Origin of the sequence: Photobacterium minamisatsumaniensis (genome assembly GCF_050336695.1) — a bacterium.
GTDB lineage: Bacteria > Pseudomonadota > Gammaproteobacteria > Enterobacterales > Vibrionaceae > Photobacterium > Photobacterium minamisatsumaniensis.
Map to the genome: position 1 here is coordinate 14,304 of NZ_JAKJSI010000018.1, position 21,983 is coordinate 36,286.

A 21,983-nucleotide genomic window follows, 5' to 3' on the forward strand; every position below is an offset into this window, starting at 1 on the left:
ACCATCAGTGATATCTTTCAATAAATTAACATTGGCTAGACTATCCAACCACAAAAGCCAAGCTTTAAATGTCAAAATGGGTATTCACTTTATTGAATACCCATTCATTAGAGCAATACTTGCTACTCATTGCAAGCGTACCACAGGCTTTATGTCGCGGGCTCTAATTCAAAATTATTACGAGTTCGATTAGCATATGCAACAAGCGTTAACATCACGGGTACTTCGACAAGTACCCCAACCACTGTTGCTAATGCGGCACCAGAATGAATGCCAAATAAACTGATCGCTACCGCAACAGCCAACTCAAAGAAATTTGATGCACCAATCATCGCACCAGGAGCTGCAACACTATGCGGTTGCTTCCACTTTCTCATCCATATATATGCCACAGCAAAAATGAGGTAGGTTTGAATCAGCAATGGGATAGCAATCAGAACAATATCAATAGGGTTCGCAATAATCGTTTGCGCTTGGAAGCCAAACAATAAAATTACGGTTCCAACCAGGCCAACAATTGAAAGTGGCTTCAATATTGCTGAAAGCTTATCGATTTTTTCCTGCTTTCGAATTACATTACGAGTGATAACCCCCGCAAGTAGCGGAACAACAACAAACAACGAAACTGATAGTAGTAGCGTATCCCAAGGAACAGTAACATCAGTCACGCCTAACAAAAATGCTGCTATCGGGGCAAAAGCGACCACCATAATCAAATCATTAATTGCAACTTGCACAACGGTATAGTTTGCATCACCTTTCGTTAGTTGGCTCCAAACAAAGACCATTGCTGTACATGGTGCGACACCAAGTAGAATCATTCCGGCAATATATTCGTTGCCGAGATCAGGTGAAATCCATGCACCAAAAATATAGCGAATGAAAAAGACGGCTAAAAGTGCCATTGTGAAGGGTTTAATCAACCAATTCACAACAATAGTAATGACCAATCCTTTCGGACGGCGATGGATTTGTTTAATCGATGAAAAATCAACCTGTAACATCATTGGATAGATCATTAGCCAAATAAGTACAGCTATGACTAAATTGATTTGTGCGTATTGTAAGTCACCTAAAAAGGAAAACAATTGAGGAAATATAACACCACCGGCTAAGCCGATAACCATTCCAATACCAACCCAAATACTTAGAAAACGTTCAAATATGCCCATTCTGGCAACCTCAAGTCATTAGTTATCAATGAAACTTACATCTATTCACTTTCAGATGGTTTACAGACTTTACTCAGATTATTTGGGTGACAATCTGCTGTTTCATCACCGTTACAACATTCTTCTGTCATGTAGGCAATTAAATCCATCATGACTGGAATGTTTGCTCTATACCGCTGGTATCGCCCTTGTTGTTCAACCGACACTAACCCAGCATGTAACATCGCCTTTAAATGAAATGATAAAGAGTTTGGGGCAACGCCCATTTCTTTTGCCATTTCCCCTGCGACTTTGCCTTCATGACCGGCTTTAACCAACAGACGCCAAGCGTCAAGTCGTACAGCTGAAGACAGTGAGTCAAATATTGTTGTTGCGTTATCTCTGTTCATATTTCAATACTACAAGAACTCTTGAAATGATCAATAATTAAAATCTATATTTCTAGAAAATAGGAAATAAAAACCAAAAAAAGGCAGCCTCTCGACTACCTTTTTATATGGTTAACTCATTGAAATTAATTTAATTTTGTCAACTTCGGTGACGTGGATAATTTAATATCATCAATACTTCGTATGAACGGTCCAAAATCACGTACATCTTTTGGTAAAGCGTTCAAAGCCACTTTGGCTTGCTCCTTTGTATCAAACTCTCCGTACAACAACGTAAACCAAGGTATCCCGTTTAAGTCTTTTTTATTCATCCAGACGGGTTTATCCGAAGGTAATTTATTCATGTACGTTGTAAAGCCTTTATTGTGACTTAACGCAAGTACTTGAATGGTGTAGCCACGCTGAGTTACGCCTTTGATTTGGGGCTTACTTTCTTTAGGAGAGGATGCGGCAATTTCCTGCTCTTGCTGTTGAGTTTCTTCCGCCGCTTTTTTGATGACTTTACTTGCCGTTGTTTCTTCTGCTACTGGTGTGTCGGCAACAACAACGTCTTCATTCAATGTCGCTTGATCCATTGCATCTATAAAACCAAGCTGCGATTCTGTATACACTTCTTCGGTTGAAGACGTCACTATCTGAGTGGTTTGTGGTTCTGAAGCACACCCTGCTAAGGCTGACGCGACGGCAATCACGGCTAGTTTTTTCATTATTACTCTGCCAGATAAAAATACTCCCCCCATTCTGCCGCTGGTTTTTAACCCATTCAAGCCTAACGTTAATATAGATCAATAACTATTGCCCTACGTCACACGAAATAAGCGTAAAATGGCTGTGTTTTTCGATATTTATTGGAGTTATATGATGGCCGATCCTCACATTCAGTGCGAATTAGACGCTTTAGACACGTTGACGGTAATTCTCTATCGTTGTGCACTTTCCGCCTCGGCTGTAATTATTGCATTAATTGCTTGGGAGCCAAATCTTGCTGGAACAGGTTTGATCATGGCGGCACTAATCGCGACAACAACAGTGCATATCTATGATAAACGTTTTCGTTGGCTGATCCTTGGTAGTGCGCTTTTTGCCACCATCTGGCAAATGACCGGTTTTTGGTTCCCACTTGCTATTGGTGCCGCATTGTTTAGTTTTAGTGCGTTAGCGATAAAGGAGTACTTCTGTTTTCAACTTAAAGTGCTATTACTGACACCACTTTGCCTTGCGGGCTTTTGGTTTTGCTTTGTCTTTGGTTCAACACAACTTAGCATTGCTTTTAGTATGGCGAGTGCCGTTTTATTAGCAATTGCCGCTTTTTCAAAGTGGCGAATGCCACTGCATTATGACATTGGTGATAAAACTCGTTACCAAGTTTAAACCTCGTAGTTTGCCCTATATGCTTGTCGCCGTAATACCTTGCGGCAACAAGCAGGCACAACCTTCATATCTCGCTACAACCATGAAAAGCATATTGTTTTTGTATAGGCATTGATCACAGCCCGCATACTTTAGTCAGACACTCCAACCGTCATTCGTTACACTCAAATCATAATTAATAACAAGATAAGCGAGTGTCGTACTATGGAAGGAATAGACAAGCTTCTTAAACCTAAATCTATTACTGTTATTGGTGCTTCAGATAACCCTAGTCGCGCAGGAAATGTCGTAATACGTAACCTGCTCTCAGGTTCATTTCATGGCCCAATCATGCCTGTCACACCAAAGTATGATGCTGTCGCTGGCGTACTGGCTTACCCAACGATAGATAGCTTACCTCGTGTCCCCGATCTCGCTATTGTTTGTACCAACGCGCTCCGAAATGTCGATATTATTCGCCAACTCGGCGAGAAAGGCGTGAAAGTCGCTATTGTATTAGCTGCTGGTATGAACGCCATCAACAAAGATGGCGATACGGAAGAAGCCAAGATGTTTAGCATGGCGAAACGCTATGGTATGCGTCTTGTTGGCCCAAATAGCATGGGACTCATTCTGCCTTGGTTAAACCTGAACGCCTCTTTTTCACCTATTGCAGCCAATAAAGGTAACATTGCTTTTATCTCTCAATCTGCCGCTGTATGCACCACAATTCTTGATTGGGCAAAAAACAAAAGCATTGGTTTCTCTACATTTTTATCACTCGGTGACGCCTGTGACATTAATTTCGCTGAATTGCTTGATACCTTATGCCGCGATAGTAAAACTGAAGCTATCTTGCTTTATATTGATTCGGTTAAAGACGCTCGCCGCTTTATGTCAGCAGCACGCGCCGCCGCGCGTAACCGTCGAATTTTGGTTCTTAAGAGCGGTCGAACACAAGCAGGAAGTGCCGCTGCTCACTTACACACAGGGGGAAACCCTGGTTTAGATGCGGTATATGATGCCGCTATCAGACGTTCAGGCATGCTCCGCGTACATAATACGCATGAGCTGTTTGCGGCCGTAGAGACCCTTGCACATTCTGTTCCCCTAAGAGGCGAAAGACTCGCAATTATCACCAATGGCGGTGGGCCAGCAATTATGGCGGTTGACGCACTCTCAGATAGAGGCGGAAAGCTAGCGCAATTGAGTGAAGAAACCACCAGCAAATTATCCAATATATTGCCGTCATGTTGGTCTAAATCAAACCCAATCGATATCATCGGTGATGCCGATATTCACCGCTATGAAGAATCAATAAAAATACTGCTTGATAGCGATGATTTCGATGCATTGCTAATTATGCATTCACCTTCTGCAATCGCACCGGGTCAGGAAGCAGCAAAACGTCTTGTGGAAGTATTGAAAAATCACCCTCGCACTCGCAAGTTCAATATTTTAACCAATTGGGCTGGTGAAGATGAGGCAATTGTTTCTCGATATACGTTCACAGAAGCTGGATTCCCCGCTTATCGTACGCCTGAAAGTGCGGTATCAGCCTTCATGCACCTTGTGGAATACCGTCGAAATCAAAAACAATTAATGGAAACACCCGTCTCATTTGGTGAGATTCAGGCAAATCCTAAACATGTTCATGACGTGCTCAACCATTTATTAGCACAAGGTATTACTCAGTTAGAAACGCATGAAGTTCGCCCTGTTTTAGAAAGCTATGGTTTTAAAACCCTGCCCACATGGATAGCCACCGATCCGGCAGAAGCCGCACATATTGCCGAACAAATTGGTTACCCTGTAGCGGTAAAGCTGAGATCACCCGACATTCACCATAAATCAGAAGTTCATGGCGTTATGTTGCATCTAAGAACAGCAGCTGAAGTGGCAAACAGTGCACAAGCCATTCTTGACCGTGTTTCACTCAATTACCCTGATGCGCGTATTGATGGCCTTTTAGTACAACGGATGGCGAAACGCTCTGGTGCGCAGGAGCTTCGCGTATCGGTTTATAACGATGAAGTTTTTGGCCCAGTCATTTTGATGGGCGAAGATGCCGCAGAATGGAACATTCATAAAGATGCTGCTGTCGCTATCCCACCATTAAACATGGCGTTAGCGCGTTACATGGTGATTAATGCGATTAAAACAGGAAAAATCAAACAACGAAGTCTGCCTGAGCGTATTGATATCCCAGCGTTGTGTAAGCTTCTAGTGAAAATATCGCAGTTAATTATCGATTGCCCAGAAATTAAAACGTTTGATATTCATCCTCTATTAGCGTCTGGCGATGAAATGACGGTCATCGACGCCTCTATGACTATTCGCTCGTTTAAAGGTAACAAACAGCAACGCTTAGCCATCCGCCCTTATCCTAAAGAGTATGAAGAAGAAGTCGCCCTGAAGGATGGTACGCGTATCTTGCTAAGGCCAATTTTGCCAGAAGATGAGCCTAAGCACGCAGATTTTATCTCTCATGTGTCGGTTGATGATCTCTACAAACGCTTTTTCTCTGACGTCGGGGAATTTAATCATGAAGCGCTGGCTAATTTCACACAAATTGATTTTGACCGTGAGATGGCTTTTGTTGCAACCGTTGACGATATTAATTCAAACGGTGATAAAAGTGAGAAGATTATCGGCGTTACACGTGCCCTATCCGATCCTGAAAACATCGACGCTGAGTTTGCGATTCTGGTTCGATCGGATCTAAAAGGTGTTGGTCTCGGGAGTATTCTCATGAATAAAATCATCCGCTATTGCCGTGAGCAAGGCTTACAACGTATTACGGGGATGACCATGCCAGCCAACCGAGGAATGATCATGTTGGCTCAAAAAGTTGGGTTTGAAATAGATATTCAAATGGAGGATGGCGTTGTTGAAATGCTTTTGCCGCTAAAGTGATGATAAGTTAGCATCGCGGCATGTTTTTACATGCCGCGTAATCACTCGAATCTTTCCCTGCGTGATACCACGCACTCTCATACTAAGATTGTGATAATGAACTACCGTCTAACGACTCTTTTCTATTTCTATAAGCCATGTATATACGAGAAATAATCACCATAACAACAATAGAAAAAATTATCCTTGCCCATAAAACCATCATTAAATCGGCCCCTAGCAGCAAAACTAACGCGGTGTCTTCAATGATACTGTGTAGCAAATTAAGTAACAGAACGGTAATTAACGCATCGGCACGAGACAAGTTACCGTTTTTAGTTTCATTGATAATTAGCCCACCGCCATATGAAAGACCTAATGTAATACCAACAACGGCTAAATTTGCGGCATCTTTACTCACCCTTAGCATCTTTAATAAAGGAGTAAGAATCAGCCCCATCAGGTTTTCTATCTTTAGCAACTTCAAAACTCGCAACATACAAAGCAGTATCGCAATAACGACAAAGATACTCATCAAGCTTTCAAGTTGACCGAGGGTCCAATCAAAATAATTGTCATACACTTTACTCTCACCTTGCCACAGTATTTTAGTAACGTGCTGATTTGTTGATGTCGCATCAAAGTAAATTTTTTGCAGCCAAGCAAAGGCAAGCCCTCCAACGACTCTCAAAGATACGATCGCCCATAAGGGAGCACCCGCCTTCTTAGAGATCGTTGACTCCAAAGGTAATCCGTGACAAATAAGAAGCAAACTACTAAGCACCGTAACTTGAGCAACAGTCAGGGTTGCCTCAGTATTGATTAGCACTAAAATTCCCGCATAGAGATTCGTCAGCATCGTTGTCGCCCAAACTAAAGCCATTGAACTCGGTAAGCCTAGTAAAGCCATTAATGGCTCTAATAGATCGCTTAATAGCTCAACACCACCAAGGTTATCCGCAATTTCAATGAGTATAATCATGGGGATCATGACCTTAAATAAAGTCATTGTTGTAGACAGTATATCGATCCCTAACTGTTTAAATTCTTGCAAAAATCGGTTCATTCTAGTCAGCTTATTTCTGTGTTTGAATGCTGCTATGATAGAGTTATCTTAGTTAATAGTATTTTGTATTTAACGTCTAAAGTAACGATTGATTTCTTATCTACTTACCATTAGATTTAAATATTAATAAAAAATAGGGCTTTGAGAAATTTTGAATATTGACCGCATAGATCGTAACATTCTGATGGTTTTACAAAAGAATAATCGAATTCCTAATGTAGAACTTGCAGATGAAGTGGGACTCTCACCACCAGCCTGCCTTAAGCGAGTTAAGCGTCTACGTGAAGAAGGGGCGATTATTGGTGACGTCTCGCTGGTGAACCCAGAGTTAGTCGGAAATATAATAACCTTTATAGTCTCCATCGAAATGGACAGTGACAGAGGGGATATTTACCACAGCTTTCGCTCCTCGATATTAAAATATCCAGAAGTTACCCAGTGTTATCAGATATCTGGGAGTTATGACTTTTTGCTTATCATTCAAGTCACAGGGATTCCTGAGTATGAGAATTTCATCGAAAATTCTTTACGTAAAGACCTAAATATTAGAAAGTTTCATACCTCACTGTCTCTAAGAACGGTTAAATTTACAACTGAGGTGAATCTAGAAAGCATTCCTTTAGATTAAAGCCCCTTTCACGGCACGTGATAGCTATCTCCTCAGTGCCGTGTGTTCTTCCTTACCATTCTTATTATTGCCGCTACACAAATTATTTAGAAAATTGCTTTTTCCACAATGATTCAATGTGTTTTACACACCATGTTTTAGCTTTACCCATTCGGCTACGGTTCCATGCAACCACCAGCTCTAATTCATAAACCGGATCATCACCAATAACGGCTAGTTCACCATTGGCAATAGCTTGCTCGGCAAAGCTAGAAGGTAATGTCGCAATACCTAGGCCAGCTTTCAGCGCAGCAGCTTTACCATTCATAGAGCTCACCGTTAATAATGGCTGATCATCGAGAATATTATGCGTAAGCGGTGGTAAACTTCTTGCTGTATCAGCAACAGCGATACCACGGTATAGTTTTCTTACCGCCGGATCTAATGGGTTATCATGCTGATGAATAGGATGATCAGGATGCGCAACCCACACCGTGTCTAATTTTCCTAGGGGTCTAATTTTGACCTCTGGTGGCGCGACTGCAGGTGCTGGTGCAATTAATATATCGGCGCGATCTTGGGCTAGTGCTTCCCAACATCCCGCCAATATTTCTTCTTGAAAACGTAAACGGGTTTTACTTTGTTTTCCTAACCCTTCAACTAATGGCAAAAGATGTTCAAGTTTTACCAAGCCATCATAAGCAATAGTTAAGTCTAGCTCCCAACCGTGAGCTAATGCACTTGCATCTGAAATCATCTCATCGGCCGCGGTTAGCAATAATCGACCTCTTTCTAATAATAATTGCCCAGCTTTAGTAAATACCGCTTTATGACCTGAACGATCGAAGATCACCAGATCTAAATCTTGTTCTAATTTTTGCACCTGATAACTCAGCGAAGAAGGCGCCCGGCCAAGTTCTTCAGAAGCCGCAGCAAAACTGCCACGACGCTCAATCGCATCAAGAACCAATAATGCTTCAAAAGATAATAATTTATTCACGTATTCCCCAAACCATTAATGCAAACATCCATTTCATTCTATTTGCCACCATACCCCAGCCCTACAACTGCTGCCATGAGTTTATACGTATTTCACATCTACTTTGAAATCCAGACTCTGTTGTACCACCCTTAACAAAAGCATTAATCCAAAAACACTTAGCGAGACGATATGGCTTTTTATTCGATAGGTACACGCCTACTTCCTCTGTTTATTATTGGCTTTAGCGTATTAACTTGTTTGCCTTTTACCGCTCTAGCAAATGAAAAGACCAAGTCTAGCGTTAAAATATCTTTTCTTCCGAGTACCAATGAAAAAGACACTCAGGCAATAGCCTTGATACAGCAATCTCAGACGATCGATATCATTCGCCAATTAAGCCAGTCTATCGTGCAATTTACGCCCCCCGTAAAAATAATCTTTGGTACAGAAGATGGGCCACTGTATGACCCAGAGCTGCATCAAATCCATATTCCTTATTCATTCTGGCACCATGCGACAGAACGATTTACTTCATCGATGCCTGATCGGTCACATAAAACAAGCCAAGATACCCATCTAATTCAACTCAGTGCCCTCGATACATTGCTCCATACACTCCTGCATGAACTTGGCCATGCCTACATCGCAGTAAACAGTATTCCGGTATTAGGTAAAGAAGAAGATGCCGTTGATAGCTTTGCGACCATCGTGTTACTTAACTTCGTTGATAATGGCGATGCTATCGCCATCAGCGCTGCAGATCTTTTTGCGCTTGAAGACGAGGAAATTGAACATTTTGAAAATCTGGATTTCATTGATGAACATAGCCTCGATATACAACGGTTTTATTATACGTTATGCCTTGTATATGGCAGTGATCCTGAAAGTCATCCCCAGTTATTAGATGATATCGAAAAACAATTCAAAACAGAGCAAGAAGACATTTGTATTGAAGAGTTTGAACGCGTATCAACAAACTGGTTTACTTACTTAAATGAACCAAGGGAATAAAATCACGTAAAGATAACTGTAGCACATTCAAATTAAAGAATTTATATTCACAATTGCTTGTATATCCCCCGAGAATTTTCTCACCAAGGTGATATCTTAATCATAAAAATGAATAAAAGGTCGCGATAAACGCCGCCCAAAGTCAGTCCCTTTGATCTAGGTTAATAATCAACACCTTGCGCTAAAATATATTGGTTTAACGCGAATAAGGAACTACGCATAAAATATTACCAATAAGGAATTACTGCATGGAACAGCCTTCTAAGTCGCTCTCTCAAACAATCTCTTACCTTAAACACTGCACTACACAGCTTGTAGTTAACCGTGTAGCGATACCCAGTGAGATAATAAATAAACGTACCAATGAGATCGCATCCATTGAATACCTAGAGCTAGAACAGGCTGGCGAACAAATTGTTCAATTGCAGAAAACGTTATTTAGAGCTCTGCATGCGCTCGATGCAAAGGAACATGAAGACGTTAAAGAATCCCTTATCCACGCGATTAAAATTATAAACAGTGACTTAAATGTCCCTGCAAGCAAACCAACTAAGAAAATAAAGAATGCTCTGAGTGAGCCATCATTAGCTGGATAGGTATTATATTTACCTTTACGCTCCACTCATAACAAGCCAGATTCTAAAAACGATAAGCAATATATCCAACATGGAAACCTAGCCGGATACGAAAGATAACCACGTCCTGTCTGTATCCGGCCTTTTTTACCGCTAACTTTCTTTTTCTGTCTTTACTCGCAGATGTAACTTATCTTTTAACTCAGAACGGTCATGCTTTAATTGGTGCATTTCTTCATCTGCTATGGGTGAGCCTCGTAACTCCAATGTACGGATTTCTTTATCCATTGCATTGTATTGCTTATTTAGATTTTTAAAGGATTCATCACTTTCAACTAAAGCATTAATGGTTTCTTTAAACTCTGGAAAATCATTAAGTAGAGAGTGTTCTTCACCCAACATAGCAGCCTCTTTCATGTACTGAGTTGATAAAAAGTTGTAGATTACCTATTAACCCTTGATAAGGTTAGTCAATGAATAACCACTTTTCAGTATCCCGAAACAAAAAAGGCCAGCAAATGCTGACCTTCTTAATAAAACTACCGTTTCAATGGTTACATCAACCACTTCCACCAAATGAATACCGCTAAGAATCCAAACAAATACGTTAGGCCAACCCAAGACAGTGCTGTCATCGAACGGCTCCACTGTAACGCTTTTGGAAGATCCGTTTTAGCAACCAACTGATAGTTAAGGAGTGCGAAGACTGGCGTTGTCATAAAGGCCAAAATCATCGCAAAGTCTAATAGAGGCATAAGTGCAGAACTAAAGAACAAAATGATCGCCATTGCAGACACACTGATCACTAGCATCCAAGCATTATGGTATTTACGTTGCCCTAGTTCTTTATTTTGAAGTAATAGCTGTGCCTCTGCCATTGCACGCGAATAACCATCGATAACTGTAATCGTACTACCGAAAATACAGAAGAAAGCGACAACAGCAATCAAATAGCGAGACCATTCACCAATCGTCGAAGCATACATGCTGACGAGTTGATGTGAAAAGCCAATGCCCGACGATTTTAGCTCAGTACCATTACCGTGTAATACCAACGCCCCTAAAGACAGAAATACGACAGCTAAAACAGCCGTGCCAATATAGCCAACATTAAAATCGAATAATGCCGATTGTGCCGTCACGTTTTGCTCTTTACGCTGGCTCTTCAGCCACAATGATGTAAGGCATGAAATCTCAATCGGTGCAGGCATCCACCCCATCATGACCACAATAAAGCCAATTGATGCGATAGACCATGCAGATGGCGCATCAAAATCTGCCGCAGCCGCACTGCCATTGCTTGCTGCAATAGTCACGGCGCTCACCGTTGCTACCACCAAAACAGCCATAATGACCTTGGATAGCTTATCTAACGCTTTATAGTGACCCGCAAACAAAATGGCCAAACAAGCAGAAACAACAACACCGGATAAAATAGGAAGTGACAGCGTTACTGGTAGGAAGTAGCCCAATAAACTCGCACTAAATAACAACAGAGCGGCAGTATTTACAATACCCGATATTAAGCTTAAGCCCGTAAACACCCATAAATAGCCGCGCCCCATGCTGTCATAACCTTGAACCAGACTATTTCCCGTTCCCATGGTGTATTGCACCCCGGCACGGAAGAAGGGGTATTTAAGTAAATTCACAACCAGGATAAAAAGCGCAAGTTGCCAACCAAAAATCGCCCCCGCCTTTGTTGATGCCACTAAATGAGAGCCACCAACAGCGGCAGTCGCCATCATGATGCCTGGGCCTAAAGATTTAATTAGCTGGGATAAACGCAGTCTATTTTCGGAATCGGGTTGGATTGAAGCACTGTCTGACATAATCACGTCCTGATGATTGTTATCGTTTTATGTATTTGTTAACCCTTTCTCGCAGTTTTAACATAAAGAATCAACCACCCATTTATTGGCAATCGGAGTTATTAACTTAAAGTTAACGAAAACACAGTCAATGATGTCAATAATAAGTATATCAACAACGTGGTTATCAGGTTAAACCCACAAAAAAAACAATAAAAAAATCACTATATTTCAATGGTTTTTTCAAAGTTCGATATTTTATCCTGCAAAATTCATTATTACACGACAGCTTATAATCATGTGTGCATAACATTGAGCCCCAACAATAAATAGGATTAATTTATGTAACAACTTTAGCAACACCGATTATGCTTATATTAGCGACTCGCTAATTATGCTTATTTTTGTTGTATGTTGAGTTCATGGAAAACACCGAAGAGAACGCTAATAGAACACCATCATCACCACGTCCTCCTTCCCCTCGACGTCGTCGTAAAGTCAGGGTGTTTTTTTATGGGTTTTGTTTTCTAATAGCCTTAATCATCATTCCAGCGATATTGCTTCCCCCTTGGCTAGCAACAAAAGGTATCGAAATTAATGCTATTTCTGGGATCAGCTTAGGCAAACGTATTGTCATTAATGAGCTTGCGATATCAATTAACAGCTATACCATTACAATGAAGCAGTTGGTACTAGAGCATTTCGTTGATGATGAAAGCGCCATTTCTGATGCCTCTTGGCGCTTAACGTCAGAACATACAAAAGTTCGGCTTGCACCATCGCTTCGACAAGTCACGCGCCAGCAAGGCGTTACAATGAGCGACATTGATTTATACGATGTCACGTTCAACTTAACCGATCTCTCCCCCCCCTATGTTTTCAGCGCCAATGCTCGGTTGGCCTCGATGCATCTAAAGGGAAAAAGTGCTCAGCCTATTCAGCAACGGGTACATGACCTCAACCTTGTGTTAACGACGGAACCTTTTGTCACATTAACAGGTGACTTTAATACGGCACACCTTACAGCCCTGCACCCAGCTGATGTTCATACTCATCAATACCCTATTGATATCAATAAAACGCACTTTTCAATTAGCTGGCAACCATACAACACACCCCTTAGCGTGCATATCGACAGTTTGAAGCCACAATGGCCATCAACAACACACCAATTTCAACAACATGGCGAAAATATTACGTTTCGAGCTGATCTTAGCCAACTCACCACGACGATAAAGCTCACAGCAGACACCCTAGCCATTGACCAACCAGCAAGTCTCCCCGAGTTCATTGAAAAACCAGACGATGAGCACGATGGCATCCATTTAGGTAGGGCAATAGCAAGTCTTGCCCAGCTGCCATTACAAAAGGTAAAAATTAAACAATTCAGTTATGGTGAATTAATCATTCGATCACGATTAGTGCTAGAGACACCCAGAGAACGAATGAATAAACCGAATAAAAAAGCTAAGTTGCACTTAAAAGGCCAGGCTCTTGGGCCTGACCCTTATAATATTGATGTACTGGTAAAGCATACTGGCAATCTTGACGCTCGCTTTTCTGGCACTATCTCGGGACCAAAAGGTAACAGCCTTGATTGCCAAGCCGATGTTAACTTCTCAAGCCCCTTACCCAAAAAACTGAACTGCAGCGCAAACTTCAAACACACCCAAGATTTCACTAACAAATTAAAGTTGTTTGATATGCCTCATGCGGCCTTAAATAAACCCATAGAATTGATTGCAACTCAAACCAGCCTTCAACTCGCACCACCTCGCAAAAAAACTCAGACCGCTGACACCGATACGATAGCGCCTCAATCCTCTTACTATCAATACCAAGATGTATTAAGCACTCATTACCGTATCCAGATTGTTTTACCCGAGAGTATTAATGTCAATTTGAACCAATATGCTTTTCAGCACCCAGCACTGAATACGGCAACACAATTAGAGCGGCGCGTCTCTTCAGTTGCTCTTCGTACCGATGGTACGCTCACATTAAATGCTATTTATGAAAATGACCAAGTTCGTTTAAGTCTTGATGAAAAAACAACCTCAACCAATAAGCCAGAGGTACTGTCTTTCTCTAACCAAGAAATTGATAGCCAATTTACAACGAAGATTTCAACGCTCAACTGTCAAATACCGTTTAGCTTAAAAGTAAAAAAACGAAATCCACAAAAAGACGCTGCCCCCCCCCAAGAAAAGTTACAATGTCACTCAAAGCTGCATATTGAGAGTGCGATTGGCACACTATTTCCTTCGCCAGAAATCGCCTTAAACAATATTACAGCACAGAGTGCTATTGCCATTCATTGGACTGCTAACACGCTTGATGCCGAGCTTAACCAATCACAGGTGAATGTAGAAACCGTACAAATGTATTTAGGAGGCACTTGGGTCGAAGCTAAAGCCGATAAAGTGCAACTTATTGCCGAACGTATCAATGTCACACAACGATTTGCTAACAATACCCCCCAAAATCTAACCGTGAAAATTCAAGATAAACCTTTATCTATTACCGCAAATATCTCGGCACAACAACTGATCACTGATAGTAAAACTGAATCAACACGCCGACAGTCAAAGAACAAAAAAAATACCCAACAAAATAAGAACCAGCTTCCTGTACAAAAATACCAAAGTAAAGTAATAGCCACATTGTCAAACAGTACATTATCGAGCCTGTTTAGTGACAAACAGGCACCGCAAACAGTGTCAAATTTCCAGCTAAGTAGCGATTATCATATTGGGGTTAACATAACTCAAAATGCCCAGCCACTGCCTTCAATGTTTGCGAGCGGCGCTTTGACGTACCTTAACGACAATATCGTTATTGACGGCAACACAACGAATAACAAAAAGGTTCGCTTATTACCGTTTAAAGTTCGCTACAATATCAAATCTCAAGAGGCGGATATAACGCTACACCGTAACGACATTGTCTTTACCTCTAAAAAAACGCTGAAAAAGTACTTTTTACCTCGTCTACCAACGACCTATGATTTGAACAGCGGAACCGTTAGTTTTGATGCCAAGTTTTCACGCCGGAATAATCAATGGACAGGTAAGGTTGGCGTTTTCACTGACGGGTTAAGTGGCTATGTTAATAATATTCATTTTGCCGATGTCAATATTGCCTTAACATCACAAATAACCCCGCTCGGTATTCGATCTATCCACCCTATCAGCATTCATGCTGGCTATTTACATGCAGGCGTATTGCTTGAGAATCTCTTCGCCATTCTCGAGTTTGATACACAAGCATCACGTTACAGATTACGTCGAGCAAATGCATACAGCTTGGGCGGTTCTATAAGCATTCATGACGTTCAAAGCAATAGCCTACGTCATATCCCAACAACACCTATTATCATTCATGGTTTAGATTTAACCGAACTTATAGAAAGTATTGATTTAAAAGATATTGAAGCCACGGGAACGTTAGATGGCACACTACCTTTGGCCTTTAGCGATGGCCTTCCCGTGGTGACAAATGGCACACTTCACGCTCGTTATCCCGGGGGGATCTTAAAATACAAAGAAGGCTCAAAAATCGACCAAAATATCGAAGCCGCCGGTGAAAATAGCCTTGCAATGATTAGTCGGATTCTCAAAAATTATAACTACCACTCATTATCGGTTGATCTAGACTATTCTAAAGAAGGTCAACTCAATATGAGTTCTCGATTTAAAGGGCATAATCCTGACTTTTTAAAAGGACAGCCCATTAACTTGAACCTCAATATTGAAGATGATATTCCAGCATTACTAAAGACACTCAGTGTCATCAATTCTTCGAAGCTGGAAAGTATGTTTTTAAAGCAGCTTGGTATAGATGAGTAGCATTTTGCGCTTGCGGTTTTAATAGGGTTGTAGCTAATGGATATTCAACTTAAGCTTTTCTATATACCGATTCTCTTAGCATTATTTAGCATGTTAATGGTATCTTCATTGTCTGGTTGTACACCAACAGTACAAGTTGCCGCTTCAGACAAACCCATTGAAGTTAATTTAAATGTAAAAATTGAGCATGAAATCCGGATTAAAGTTGATAAGGAAATTGATGACTTATTCAGTGATGACGATGTATTCTAATCAGGCAGGGAGCATGCCATGAAGAATTTACTGATCTTTTTTATTCCCATTTTAATATCATTCAACGCGTTTGCGTTAGATTTGCAACAAGCCAAAGATCAAGGGTTAGTCGGAGAGACAAACTCTGGATTTATTGCGCCAGTGACATCTCGACCATCACAAGAAGTTAAGCAACTAGTATCGACTGTTAACAACCGACGCAAAGAACGGTTTAAGAAAATTGCAGTATCCCATGGTTTATCACCGCGTGAAGTTGGTCAAATTGCACATAAAAAAGCAGTCGAAAAAACTGATCCTGGACACTACTACCAAAATGCCTCTGGGAAATGGGTTCAAAAGTAACGCGTTCAATTAAATTTAACCCTAGTATCAAAAGTTTTAAATTTCACGAACTATCCATTCCTCGTATACTCGCACGACATTAATGTCGTCTATCGAACTTTCATGTCACAACTATATAATACGTTTTCTAGATGCACTAAATCAGACTATCTGTTTATTGCTGTTGCACTGCTTTGCCTGCTGCCTTTTATTAGCTCCCCCATCGCTCTCATACTGGGATTCACCCTAGCAACATTAGGTCTTGTACCAACACAATTTAATCTTGCTGCTTTAACCAAAAAATTATTGTCTTATTCTATTATTGGCCTTGGTTTTGGTATTCACCTTGATCAGGCCGTTGCAGCAAGCCAACAAGGCTTTGGCCTAATTGTTGGGTCTATTTTCTTTACCTTAGTACTCGGTTTTGCTCTAACAAAACTGCTACGACTGGATAAAAAAACGGGTCACCTCATTGCTTCAGGAACTGCCATTTGTGGTGGCAGTGCCATTGCAGCTGTCGCTCCAGCCATTAATGCACGAGACGATCAAACCTCGCTAGCACTCGCCACTGTTTTTGTGCTCAATGCCATTGCACTGTTCATTTTTCCCGTTATCGGTCACGCATTAGAAATGAGCCAACATGCATTTGGTACATGGGCAGCTATCGCCATTCACGACACCTCATCAGTTGTCGGTGCTGCTGGTGCTTATGGTGATGAAGCACTTAAAACCGCGACAACATTAAAACTGGCCCGGGCGCTTTGGATCATCCCTCTTGCTTTACTCAGTGCACTTCTATTTAAGGGCGACAGAAAGAAAATCAGTATTCCATACTTTATTCTATTCTATTGCCTAGCTATTTTGGTTGCATATGCGTTACCCGATTTTCAATCGATATACCAACAAATATTCACGTTTTCTAAGCGAATGCTGGTTGTTTGTCTGTTTTTGATTGGTTCCGGAATAACGGTTCAAAAACTAAGAACGGCAGGCCTTCAGCCTCTGCTGCTTGGTATCATATTATGGATGTGTATTGGCGGAGGATCACTCGCCTATATCCAACTCGCGATATAATCTTTAGCGATAAAATTAACGGTAAGATTGACGCTACGGTGTAACGTCAATCTTGTCGGATTTACTCAGCGCTTGAGTATTATGCCGCTCTCGTGATTTCAGCGTCCCTTCTTTTGCCTTTTTGACCCCAATTCGCAACACAATAAAAAAAGCCGCTAGGTGAAGCAATGCGCTTGTTAAGCCTGTTGTTATTAAAGAAAAACCAAGCAACCCAATAACAACACCTATCCATTTGAACATCATCGTAAACGCCACTCTCTTAAACTCTATTTCTAATGATTAAGTAGCAGTATTAACGATATGGATATAATCAGAAATTCGCTTTCACTCTATGACAGAGAGATTGGTTATATGGCTTTTACTCATAACCATACTTTTTCACAAACATCATATAAGCGGCCAATGTATCATCTTGCATCAATAGGTCTGTTGGTTCAGCAGTTGAAATTGTTTCAATCGATTTTTTCAAACTAGAAATAGTGCCATGTAATTTCTGATTTAGCCCCGGTGTAGACCAAGGATCATTTTCGCTCGCCAGTAGCAACACGGGGCCTTCATAGCCAGAGAGTGATTGATAAATATCTAAAGATTGCAGCTCATCAGCAATGTTGTTGTACTTTTTCCACCGGTTCCACCACGGCTGCTGCTCAATGGCCTCTTCAAAATTCGTTATAACACCTTCTACAACGATAGCATTCATATCATATCGAGAGGCGATGTCTGAAACCCAGAAATTACTCATCGCTGTACCATGTACAATCAAGAAATCATGAGGATGCGCTTGCCTAACCTGATCATAAACGTTGTCCGCATCGACTTTTAGCCGTTGGAGTGACGGCCATTCACCATGGCTATCTAACCCTCGATTATTAATGGCAATGACATTCAACCCTAAAAAAGCAAACTGTCCAAGAATATCTGCCTTGCTTAAGCCTTCTTGATAAGGTGCACCGCCAAAATACAACACGGTATTTTCACTGCCATGAACTGATAGCCGAAGCCCTTTCACCACTAGTCCATCATCATGTGTTACGGTCATTGTCTTTATCGTATGCTTGCTGGGTTGGAACCAATTAGCCTGCTGATATTGTTCAAGGTTAAGTGGCTCACGTACTTTATACGCGAGTAATGCCTCTTTTTGCAGCGTCGATGTACACCCAGCAAGCACCGTAAACAATAAGAGAAATGAAAAAGGAAATAGCCGCATTTTTTGAAATATATGGAACGTGGAATTCATACCGATCACTTTATAAATATCTTACCCTGATGATCAATACATAACCCAAACCGCAATTAAAAAGCACGAGTGATTTATTATTTATTCGAGTCATAACAATAAATTACCCCCGAAGTTACATCACGTTCAGCCGCTAACACTTTGCAACTTGCAGCTCATCCAAACGCGTTGTCCAGCGGTTAGAACGAAAAGCCTGCCGCATATGCCAATTCGTTGAACCAATAACAGAGGCTGGTTTAATGCCATTTTTAAATCGAGCATTCATTTGGTCGGTTATCGCCATTAGATCCCTTCGTTTCATTTCCGCCAAAGCGCTGGTATCAAACATATCGAACTGAAATTGATCATTCTTTGCATCTGTAAGCTCATCAAGGATCACCCCTATTTTCTGGTATTCATAACCAGGTCGATACATTTGACCCAGCTGCTCCAAAGCTGAAGACAAAAATTTATAGGTATCTTGACTCGGGCACATCAGTACTCGCGCACTACTTTTATTATGTTGAGGTAAATCTTTGTAGCGGTTGGTACGCAAGAATATTCCAACAACACCGGCCTGACTGCTTTGTTTCCGTAACTTTTCTCCGGCTCTTTGACAATGAAAAGCTAACGCAGCTTTCAGATCATCAAGATCACTAATTCCTACACCAAAGCTACGGCTTGATAAAATCTGCTTACGCCTTTCATCAATGTCACCGGGGCTAATACAAGCAATACCTTGTAATTCCAATACCGTACGAGCCAGACCCACATTCCATAACCGCCGCATATCCGCTGGATCTTTTTCAGCTAATTGAAGCGCATTCGTCACGCCAGAAGTTCGTAGGCGCGTTGCGGTTCGTGCACCAACCCCCCAAATATCTTGTATATCGGTTCGCGCCAACAACCAGTTACGCCGATGATCAGAATCTATTTGAATAACGCCCTTCACTTTAGACTCATACTGTTTTGCAGCCTGATTGCCAAGCTTAGCCAGTGTCGGCGTCGGCCCAATACCAACCCGCACAGGCAATCCTAGGTGTCGCTCAATGGTGTCACGTATTTCATGGCCATATTGCGTAAGTCCGTCAAGCTTAAAGCCATCTAAACGAACAAATGCTTCATCGATTGAATATTGTTCAACATGTGGCGAAAAACGATGAAGCTCTTCGATAAATCGCCGGCTCATATCAGCATAAAGCGTATAATTAGAGCTTCTTACCTCAACGCCCATCCTCCTTGCTTCACGTTCAATTTTGAACCATGGTGCACCACGCTGAATACCCAACGCTTTCGCTTCTGATGACAGTGCCACACAGCAGCCATCATTATTACTCAGCACCACGACAGGCTTATTAACGAGTTTCGGGTCAAAAAGCTGCTCACAAGAACAATAGAAACTCTTCGCATCCACCAGCGCCCAGACTTGATCACGGTATCCTGACAATGAAGCCATTATCTTTACTCCAGCAGGTTATGAATATTGCGCGTTACCACCCCGAATATCTCTGAATCTTCAGGCATAGGAAAAGGCTTAAAGCTCGGATTTTCTGCCACCAACCACCATGATTCATCATGCCGAACGAGCCGTTTACACGTAAATTCATCATAAATTCTGACAATAACTATCCGTCCAGGCACCACTGGTTCTGCTCTGTCTACCACTAATAAATCACCATCGTAAATTCCAGCCCCAACCATAGACTCACCAGAAGCTCGCAACAAAAACGTCGCATTCGGGTTTCTGATCAAGTAACTGTCGAGATCGAGATCCTCTTGATGTCCATCAGCCGGTGAAGGAAAGCCACACGCTACAGACTCAATAAATAAAGGAACTGCATTCATTATTCAGCACCACACAACACTGTACATATATACAGTTTAATCAAAAAGCAGCACTATAGTCACGATTCATCTCGACCTTTTGTCTGCAATTGAACATTCAGTAAGCAATTTATTAAAAATACAGTGTCTCAGAGGACATTATCGCTATAATCAAAAACTTAGATGAAGGGAAAAGAATCGAGGAAAAACAATGTCCACTAGCAACCAACTCTTATTATTTTTGGATGTTGTACAGCAAGGCTCATTCACCAAAGCAGCAACACTTCACGACATGGATAACTCTTCATTGTCGAAGCAAATCAAAAAATTAGAATCGACACTCGGTGTACAATTACTCAATCGCTCTACCCGATCGTTTTCTCTGACCTCTGCCGGGGAAGAAATTTTCGAACAATCACAAGTTTTGCATGACACACTGAATCAAATCCAAAACATTGCAGATTCTTATCAATCAGAGCCAAAAGGGATCTTGCGGATCACTTCTCCCATCTATTTTGGCCAACAGTACCTGCAGCCTATTTTATCTCGATTCATGAAAACCTACCCCAACGTAAAGGTGACATTGTCACTAGATGATAAAGTAGCAGATATTATATCCGACCATTTTGACTTGGCTTTTAGGCTTGGCAAACTCAGAGAGTCGAACTTAATCGCAAAAAAAATAGCCGACACCCACTTTGCTCTTATCGCGTCAACGTCGTTTATCGATCAACATGGAAACCCAGAAACACCGGAAGATCTCATTGCTCTACCCGCAGTTATTTATGGAAACGGTAATGTCACACTGAATCAACTCAACATAAGTGAAACCCCAAACAGCCAAAAGTTTAAAGATTTTAAAATGGTAGGTAATTATAAAGTCAGTGATGTCAGAACCATGATCGGCGCAGTTAAAGATGGGCTTGGGTACGCCATGGTTGACCTATCTAACTTAGAACAACCTATCGATGAACTCGATATGGTACAACTTCTTCCTGACTATACCATTTCAACAATGGACACCGCGATTTACGCCGTTTATCCACATAGAAAGCAAACCATGCTAGTCAAAGAGTTTATTAAGGCAGTACAAGAGCACGTCGGTACGCCTCCACGCTGGGAAAAGAACGTTCCTAATCTCAAGCGCTAACGTATATCAAGGCGAGACAATGGATAACAAAAAGGCGAACTGCATAACAGTCCGCCTTTATAGCTACACCTAAGAACACCGAAGTATGCCTAAGTATTTAATTGTTAATATTTACCAGCCTACTCGCTGGGCATAGCAAATTTATCAACAATAAATGTATTCACGTTATTGGTGGATGCTAAACGGATCGCCTTTACTTCTGCATACTCAGGATCATCATGCCAAGCCTGCGCAGCGTCACGACTTGGAAATTGAATTATTACTTTCATTTCAGCTTTATCGCCACTGGGTTGAATACCATCATTGGTCGCAACAATAAGCTCCCCGCCGTGTTTCGCAATCGTACGTCCTGTTATGTGATTCGAGCCTGGGTTGTACTGTGCGTATAACTCTGCGTCAGTAATGTCATAAGTTACAATAAGAAAAGCTGTCATTTATAT

At 41.4% G+C, this 21,983-nt stretch carries 22 protein-coding genes; 10 read left to right on the forward strand and 12 right to left on the reverse strand.

What is annotated here, in order from left to right; translation table 11 throughout:
* Positions 1 to 149: 149 nt before the first annotated feature.
* The 3 genes from arsB to L4D78_RS09510 form a co-directional block, all read right to left on the reverse strand.
* The gene (arsB, locus tag L4D78_RS09500; RefSeq protein WP_428466691.1) at positions 150 to 1,172 is read right to left on the reverse strand and encodes an ACR3 family arsenite efflux transporter; all 1,023 of its coding nucleotides are present in this window, start codon (positions 1,170 to 1,172) and stop codon (positions 150 to 152) included.
* 41 nt (positions 1,173 to 1,213) lie between these two features.
* On the reverse strand, positions 1,214 to 1,561 hold the full coding sequence (locus L4D78_RS09505) for an ArsR/SmtB family transcription factor (protein ID WP_428466692.1): 348 nt from the start codon (positions 1,559 to 1,561) through the stop codon (positions 1,214 to 1,216).
* Between the two features lie 125 nt (positions 1,562 to 1,686).
* Complete coding sequence (locus L4D78_RS09510; protein ID WP_428466693.1) at positions 1,687 to 2,268, reverse strand: SPOR domain-containing protein; 582 nt, start codon at positions 2,266 to 2,268, stop codon at positions 1,687 to 1,689.
* 151 nt (positions 2,269 to 2,419) lie between these two features.
* Between L4D78_RS09510 and L4D78_RS09515 the strand changes: the two genes are divergently transcribed.
* Together L4D78_RS09515 and L4D78_RS09520 are read left to right on the forward strand one after the other, a co-directional pair.
* Positions 2,420 to 2,932, forward strand: coding sequence for a DUF2301 domain-containing membrane protein (locus L4D78_RS09515; protein WP_428466694.1), 513 nt, complete (start codon positions 2,420 to 2,422; stop codon positions 2,930 to 2,932).
* A 204-nt stretch (positions 2,933 to 3,136) separates the two neighbouring features.
* Entirely contained in the window at positions 3,137 to 5,827 is a 2,691-nt protein-coding gene (locus tag L4D78_RS09520) for a bifunctional acetate--CoA ligase family protein/GNAT family N-acetyltransferase (protein ID WP_428466695.1), read from the forward strand.
* Between the two features lie 82 nt (positions 5,828 to 5,909).
* On the opposite strand, the gene L4D78_RS09525 is transcribed toward L4D78_RS09520, so the two are convergent.
* Positions 5,910 to 6,872, reverse strand: a complete 963-nt coding sequence (locus tag L4D78_RS09525; RefSeq protein ID WP_428466696.1) for a nucleoside recognition domain-containing protein — start codon at positions 6,870 to 6,872, stop codon at positions 5,910 to 5,912.
* 151 nt (positions 6,873 to 7,023) lie between these two features.
* On the opposite strand from L4D78_RS09525, the gene L4D78_RS09530 reads away from it, so the two are divergent.
* Positions 7,024 to 7,500, forward strand: a complete 477-nt coding sequence (locus tag L4D78_RS09530; RefSeq protein WP_428466697.1) for an Lrp/AsnC family transcriptional regulator — start codon at positions 7,024 to 7,026, stop codon at positions 7,498 to 7,500.
* A gap of 82 nt (positions 7,501 to 7,582) precedes the next feature.
* Here the strand turns inward: L4D78_RS09530 and L4D78_RS09535 are convergent, their stop codons facing one another.
* Positions 7,583 to 8,479 (reverse strand): LysR family transcriptional regulator, encoded by an 897-nt coding sequence (locus L4D78_RS09535; RefSeq protein ID WP_428466698.1) that lies wholly within the window; start codon positions 8,477 to 8,479, stop codon positions 7,583 to 7,585.
* Between the two features lie 171 nt (positions 8,480 to 8,650).
* On the opposite strand from L4D78_RS09535, the gene L4D78_RS09540 reads away from it, so the two are divergent.
* Complete coding sequence (locus L4D78_RS09540) at positions 8,651 to 9,472, forward strand: DUF4344 domain-containing metallopeptidase (protein ID WP_428466699.1); 822 nt, start codon at positions 8,651 to 8,653, stop codon at positions 9,470 to 9,472.
* Between the two features lie 248 nt (positions 9,473 to 9,720).
* Positions 9,721 to 10,068, forward strand: coding sequence for a hypothetical protein (locus L4D78_RS09545; protein ID WP_428466700.1), 348 nt, complete (start codon positions 9,721 to 9,723; stop codon positions 10,066 to 10,068).
* 132 nt (positions 10,069 to 10,200) lie between these two features.
* Here the strand turns inward: L4D78_RS09545 and L4D78_RS09550 are convergent, their stop codons facing one another.
* Together L4D78_RS09550 and L4D78_RS09555 are read right to left on the reverse strand one after the other, a co-directional pair.
* Complete coding sequence (locus L4D78_RS09550) at positions 10,201 to 10,449, reverse strand: HP1242/YdcH family protein (protein ID WP_428466701.1); 249 nt, start codon at positions 10,447 to 10,449, stop codon at positions 10,201 to 10,203.
* Positions 10,450 to 10,601: 152 nt separating this feature from the next.
* Positions 10,602 to 11,879: an NRAMP family divalent metal transporter gene (locus L4D78_RS09555; RefSeq protein ID WP_428466702.1), complete on the reverse strand. Its 1,278-nt coding sequence runs from the start codon at positions 11,877 to 11,879 to the stop codon at positions 10,602 to 10,604.
* A gap of 401 nt (positions 11,880 to 12,280) precedes the next feature.
* Between L4D78_RS09555 and L4D78_RS09560 the strand changes: the two genes are divergently transcribed.
* The 4 genes from L4D78_RS09560 to L4D78_RS09575 all read left to right on the forward strand — a co-directional run bounded on the left by L4D78_RS09560 (position 12,281) and on the right by L4D78_RS09575 (position 17,353).
* Positions 12,281 to 15,706: an intermembrane phospholipid transport YdbH family protein gene (locus L4D78_RS09560; protein WP_428466703.1), complete on the forward strand. Its 3,426-nt coding sequence runs from the start codon at positions 12,281 to 12,283 to the stop codon at positions 15,704 to 15,706.
* Positions 15,707 to 15,742: 36 nt separating this feature from the next.
* Positions 15,743 to 15,958: a YnbE family lipoprotein gene (locus tag L4D78_RS09565; RefSeq protein ID WP_428457916.1), complete on the forward strand. Its 216-nt coding sequence runs from the start codon at positions 15,743 to 15,745 to the stop codon at positions 15,956 to 15,958.
* Between the two features lie 18 nt (positions 15,959 to 15,976).
* Positions 15,977 to 16,300: a YdbL family probable chaperone protein gene (locus L4D78_RS09570; RefSeq protein WP_428466704.1), complete on the forward strand. Its 324-nt coding sequence runs from the start codon at positions 15,977 to 15,979 to the stop codon at positions 16,298 to 16,300.
* Between the two features lie 102 nt (positions 16,301 to 16,402).
* Positions 16,403 to 17,353, forward strand: a complete 951-nt coding sequence (locus tag L4D78_RS09575; RefSeq protein WP_428466705.1) for a YeiH family protein — start codon at positions 16,403 to 16,405, stop codon at positions 17,351 to 17,353.
* A gap of 33 nt (positions 17,354 to 17,386) precedes the next feature.
* On the opposite strand, the gene L4D78_RS09580 is transcribed toward L4D78_RS09575, so the two are convergent.
* The 4 genes from L4D78_RS09580 to L4D78_RS09595 form a co-directional block, all read right to left on the reverse strand.
* Positions 17,387 to 17,596, reverse strand: a complete 210-nt coding sequence (locus L4D78_RS09580) for a hypothetical protein (protein ID WP_428466706.1) — start codon at positions 17,594 to 17,596, stop codon at positions 17,387 to 17,389.
* 115 nt (positions 17,597 to 17,711) lie between these two features.
* Positions 17,712 to 18,590 (reverse strand): alpha/beta hydrolase family protein, encoded by an 879-nt coding sequence (locus tag L4D78_RS09585; protein WP_428466707.1) that lies wholly within the window; start codon positions 18,588 to 18,590, stop codon positions 17,712 to 17,714.
* Between the two features lie 133 nt (positions 18,591 to 18,723).
* Positions 18,724 to 20,025: a Y-family DNA polymerase gene (locus L4D78_RS09590; protein ID WP_428466708.1), complete on the reverse strand. Its 1,302-nt coding sequence runs from the start codon at positions 20,023 to 20,025 to the stop codon at positions 18,724 to 18,726.
* A 5-nt stretch (positions 20,026 to 20,030) separates the two neighbouring features.
* On the reverse strand, positions 20,031 to 20,414 hold the full coding sequence (locus tag L4D78_RS09595) for a LexA family protein (RefSeq protein WP_428466709.1): 384 nt from the start codon (positions 20,412 to 20,414) through the stop codon (positions 20,031 to 20,033).
* Positions 20,415 to 20,604: 190 nt separating this feature from the next.
* Between L4D78_RS09595 and L4D78_RS09600 the strand changes: the two genes are divergently transcribed.
* Complete coding sequence (locus L4D78_RS09600) at positions 20,605 to 21,543, forward strand: LysR family transcriptional regulator (RefSeq protein WP_428466710.1); 939 nt, start codon at positions 20,605 to 20,607, stop codon at positions 21,541 to 21,543.
* Positions 21,544 to 21,662: 119 nt separating this feature from the next.
* Here L4D78_RS09600 and L4D78_RS09605 read toward each other — a convergent pair whose 3' ends face one another.
* Positions 21,663 to 21,977: a DUF1330 domain-containing protein gene (locus L4D78_RS09605; RefSeq protein WP_428466711.1), complete on the reverse strand. Its 315-nt coding sequence runs from the start codon at positions 21,975 to 21,977 to the stop codon at positions 21,663 to 21,665.
* Positions 21,978 to 21,983 lie beyond the last annotated feature (6 nt).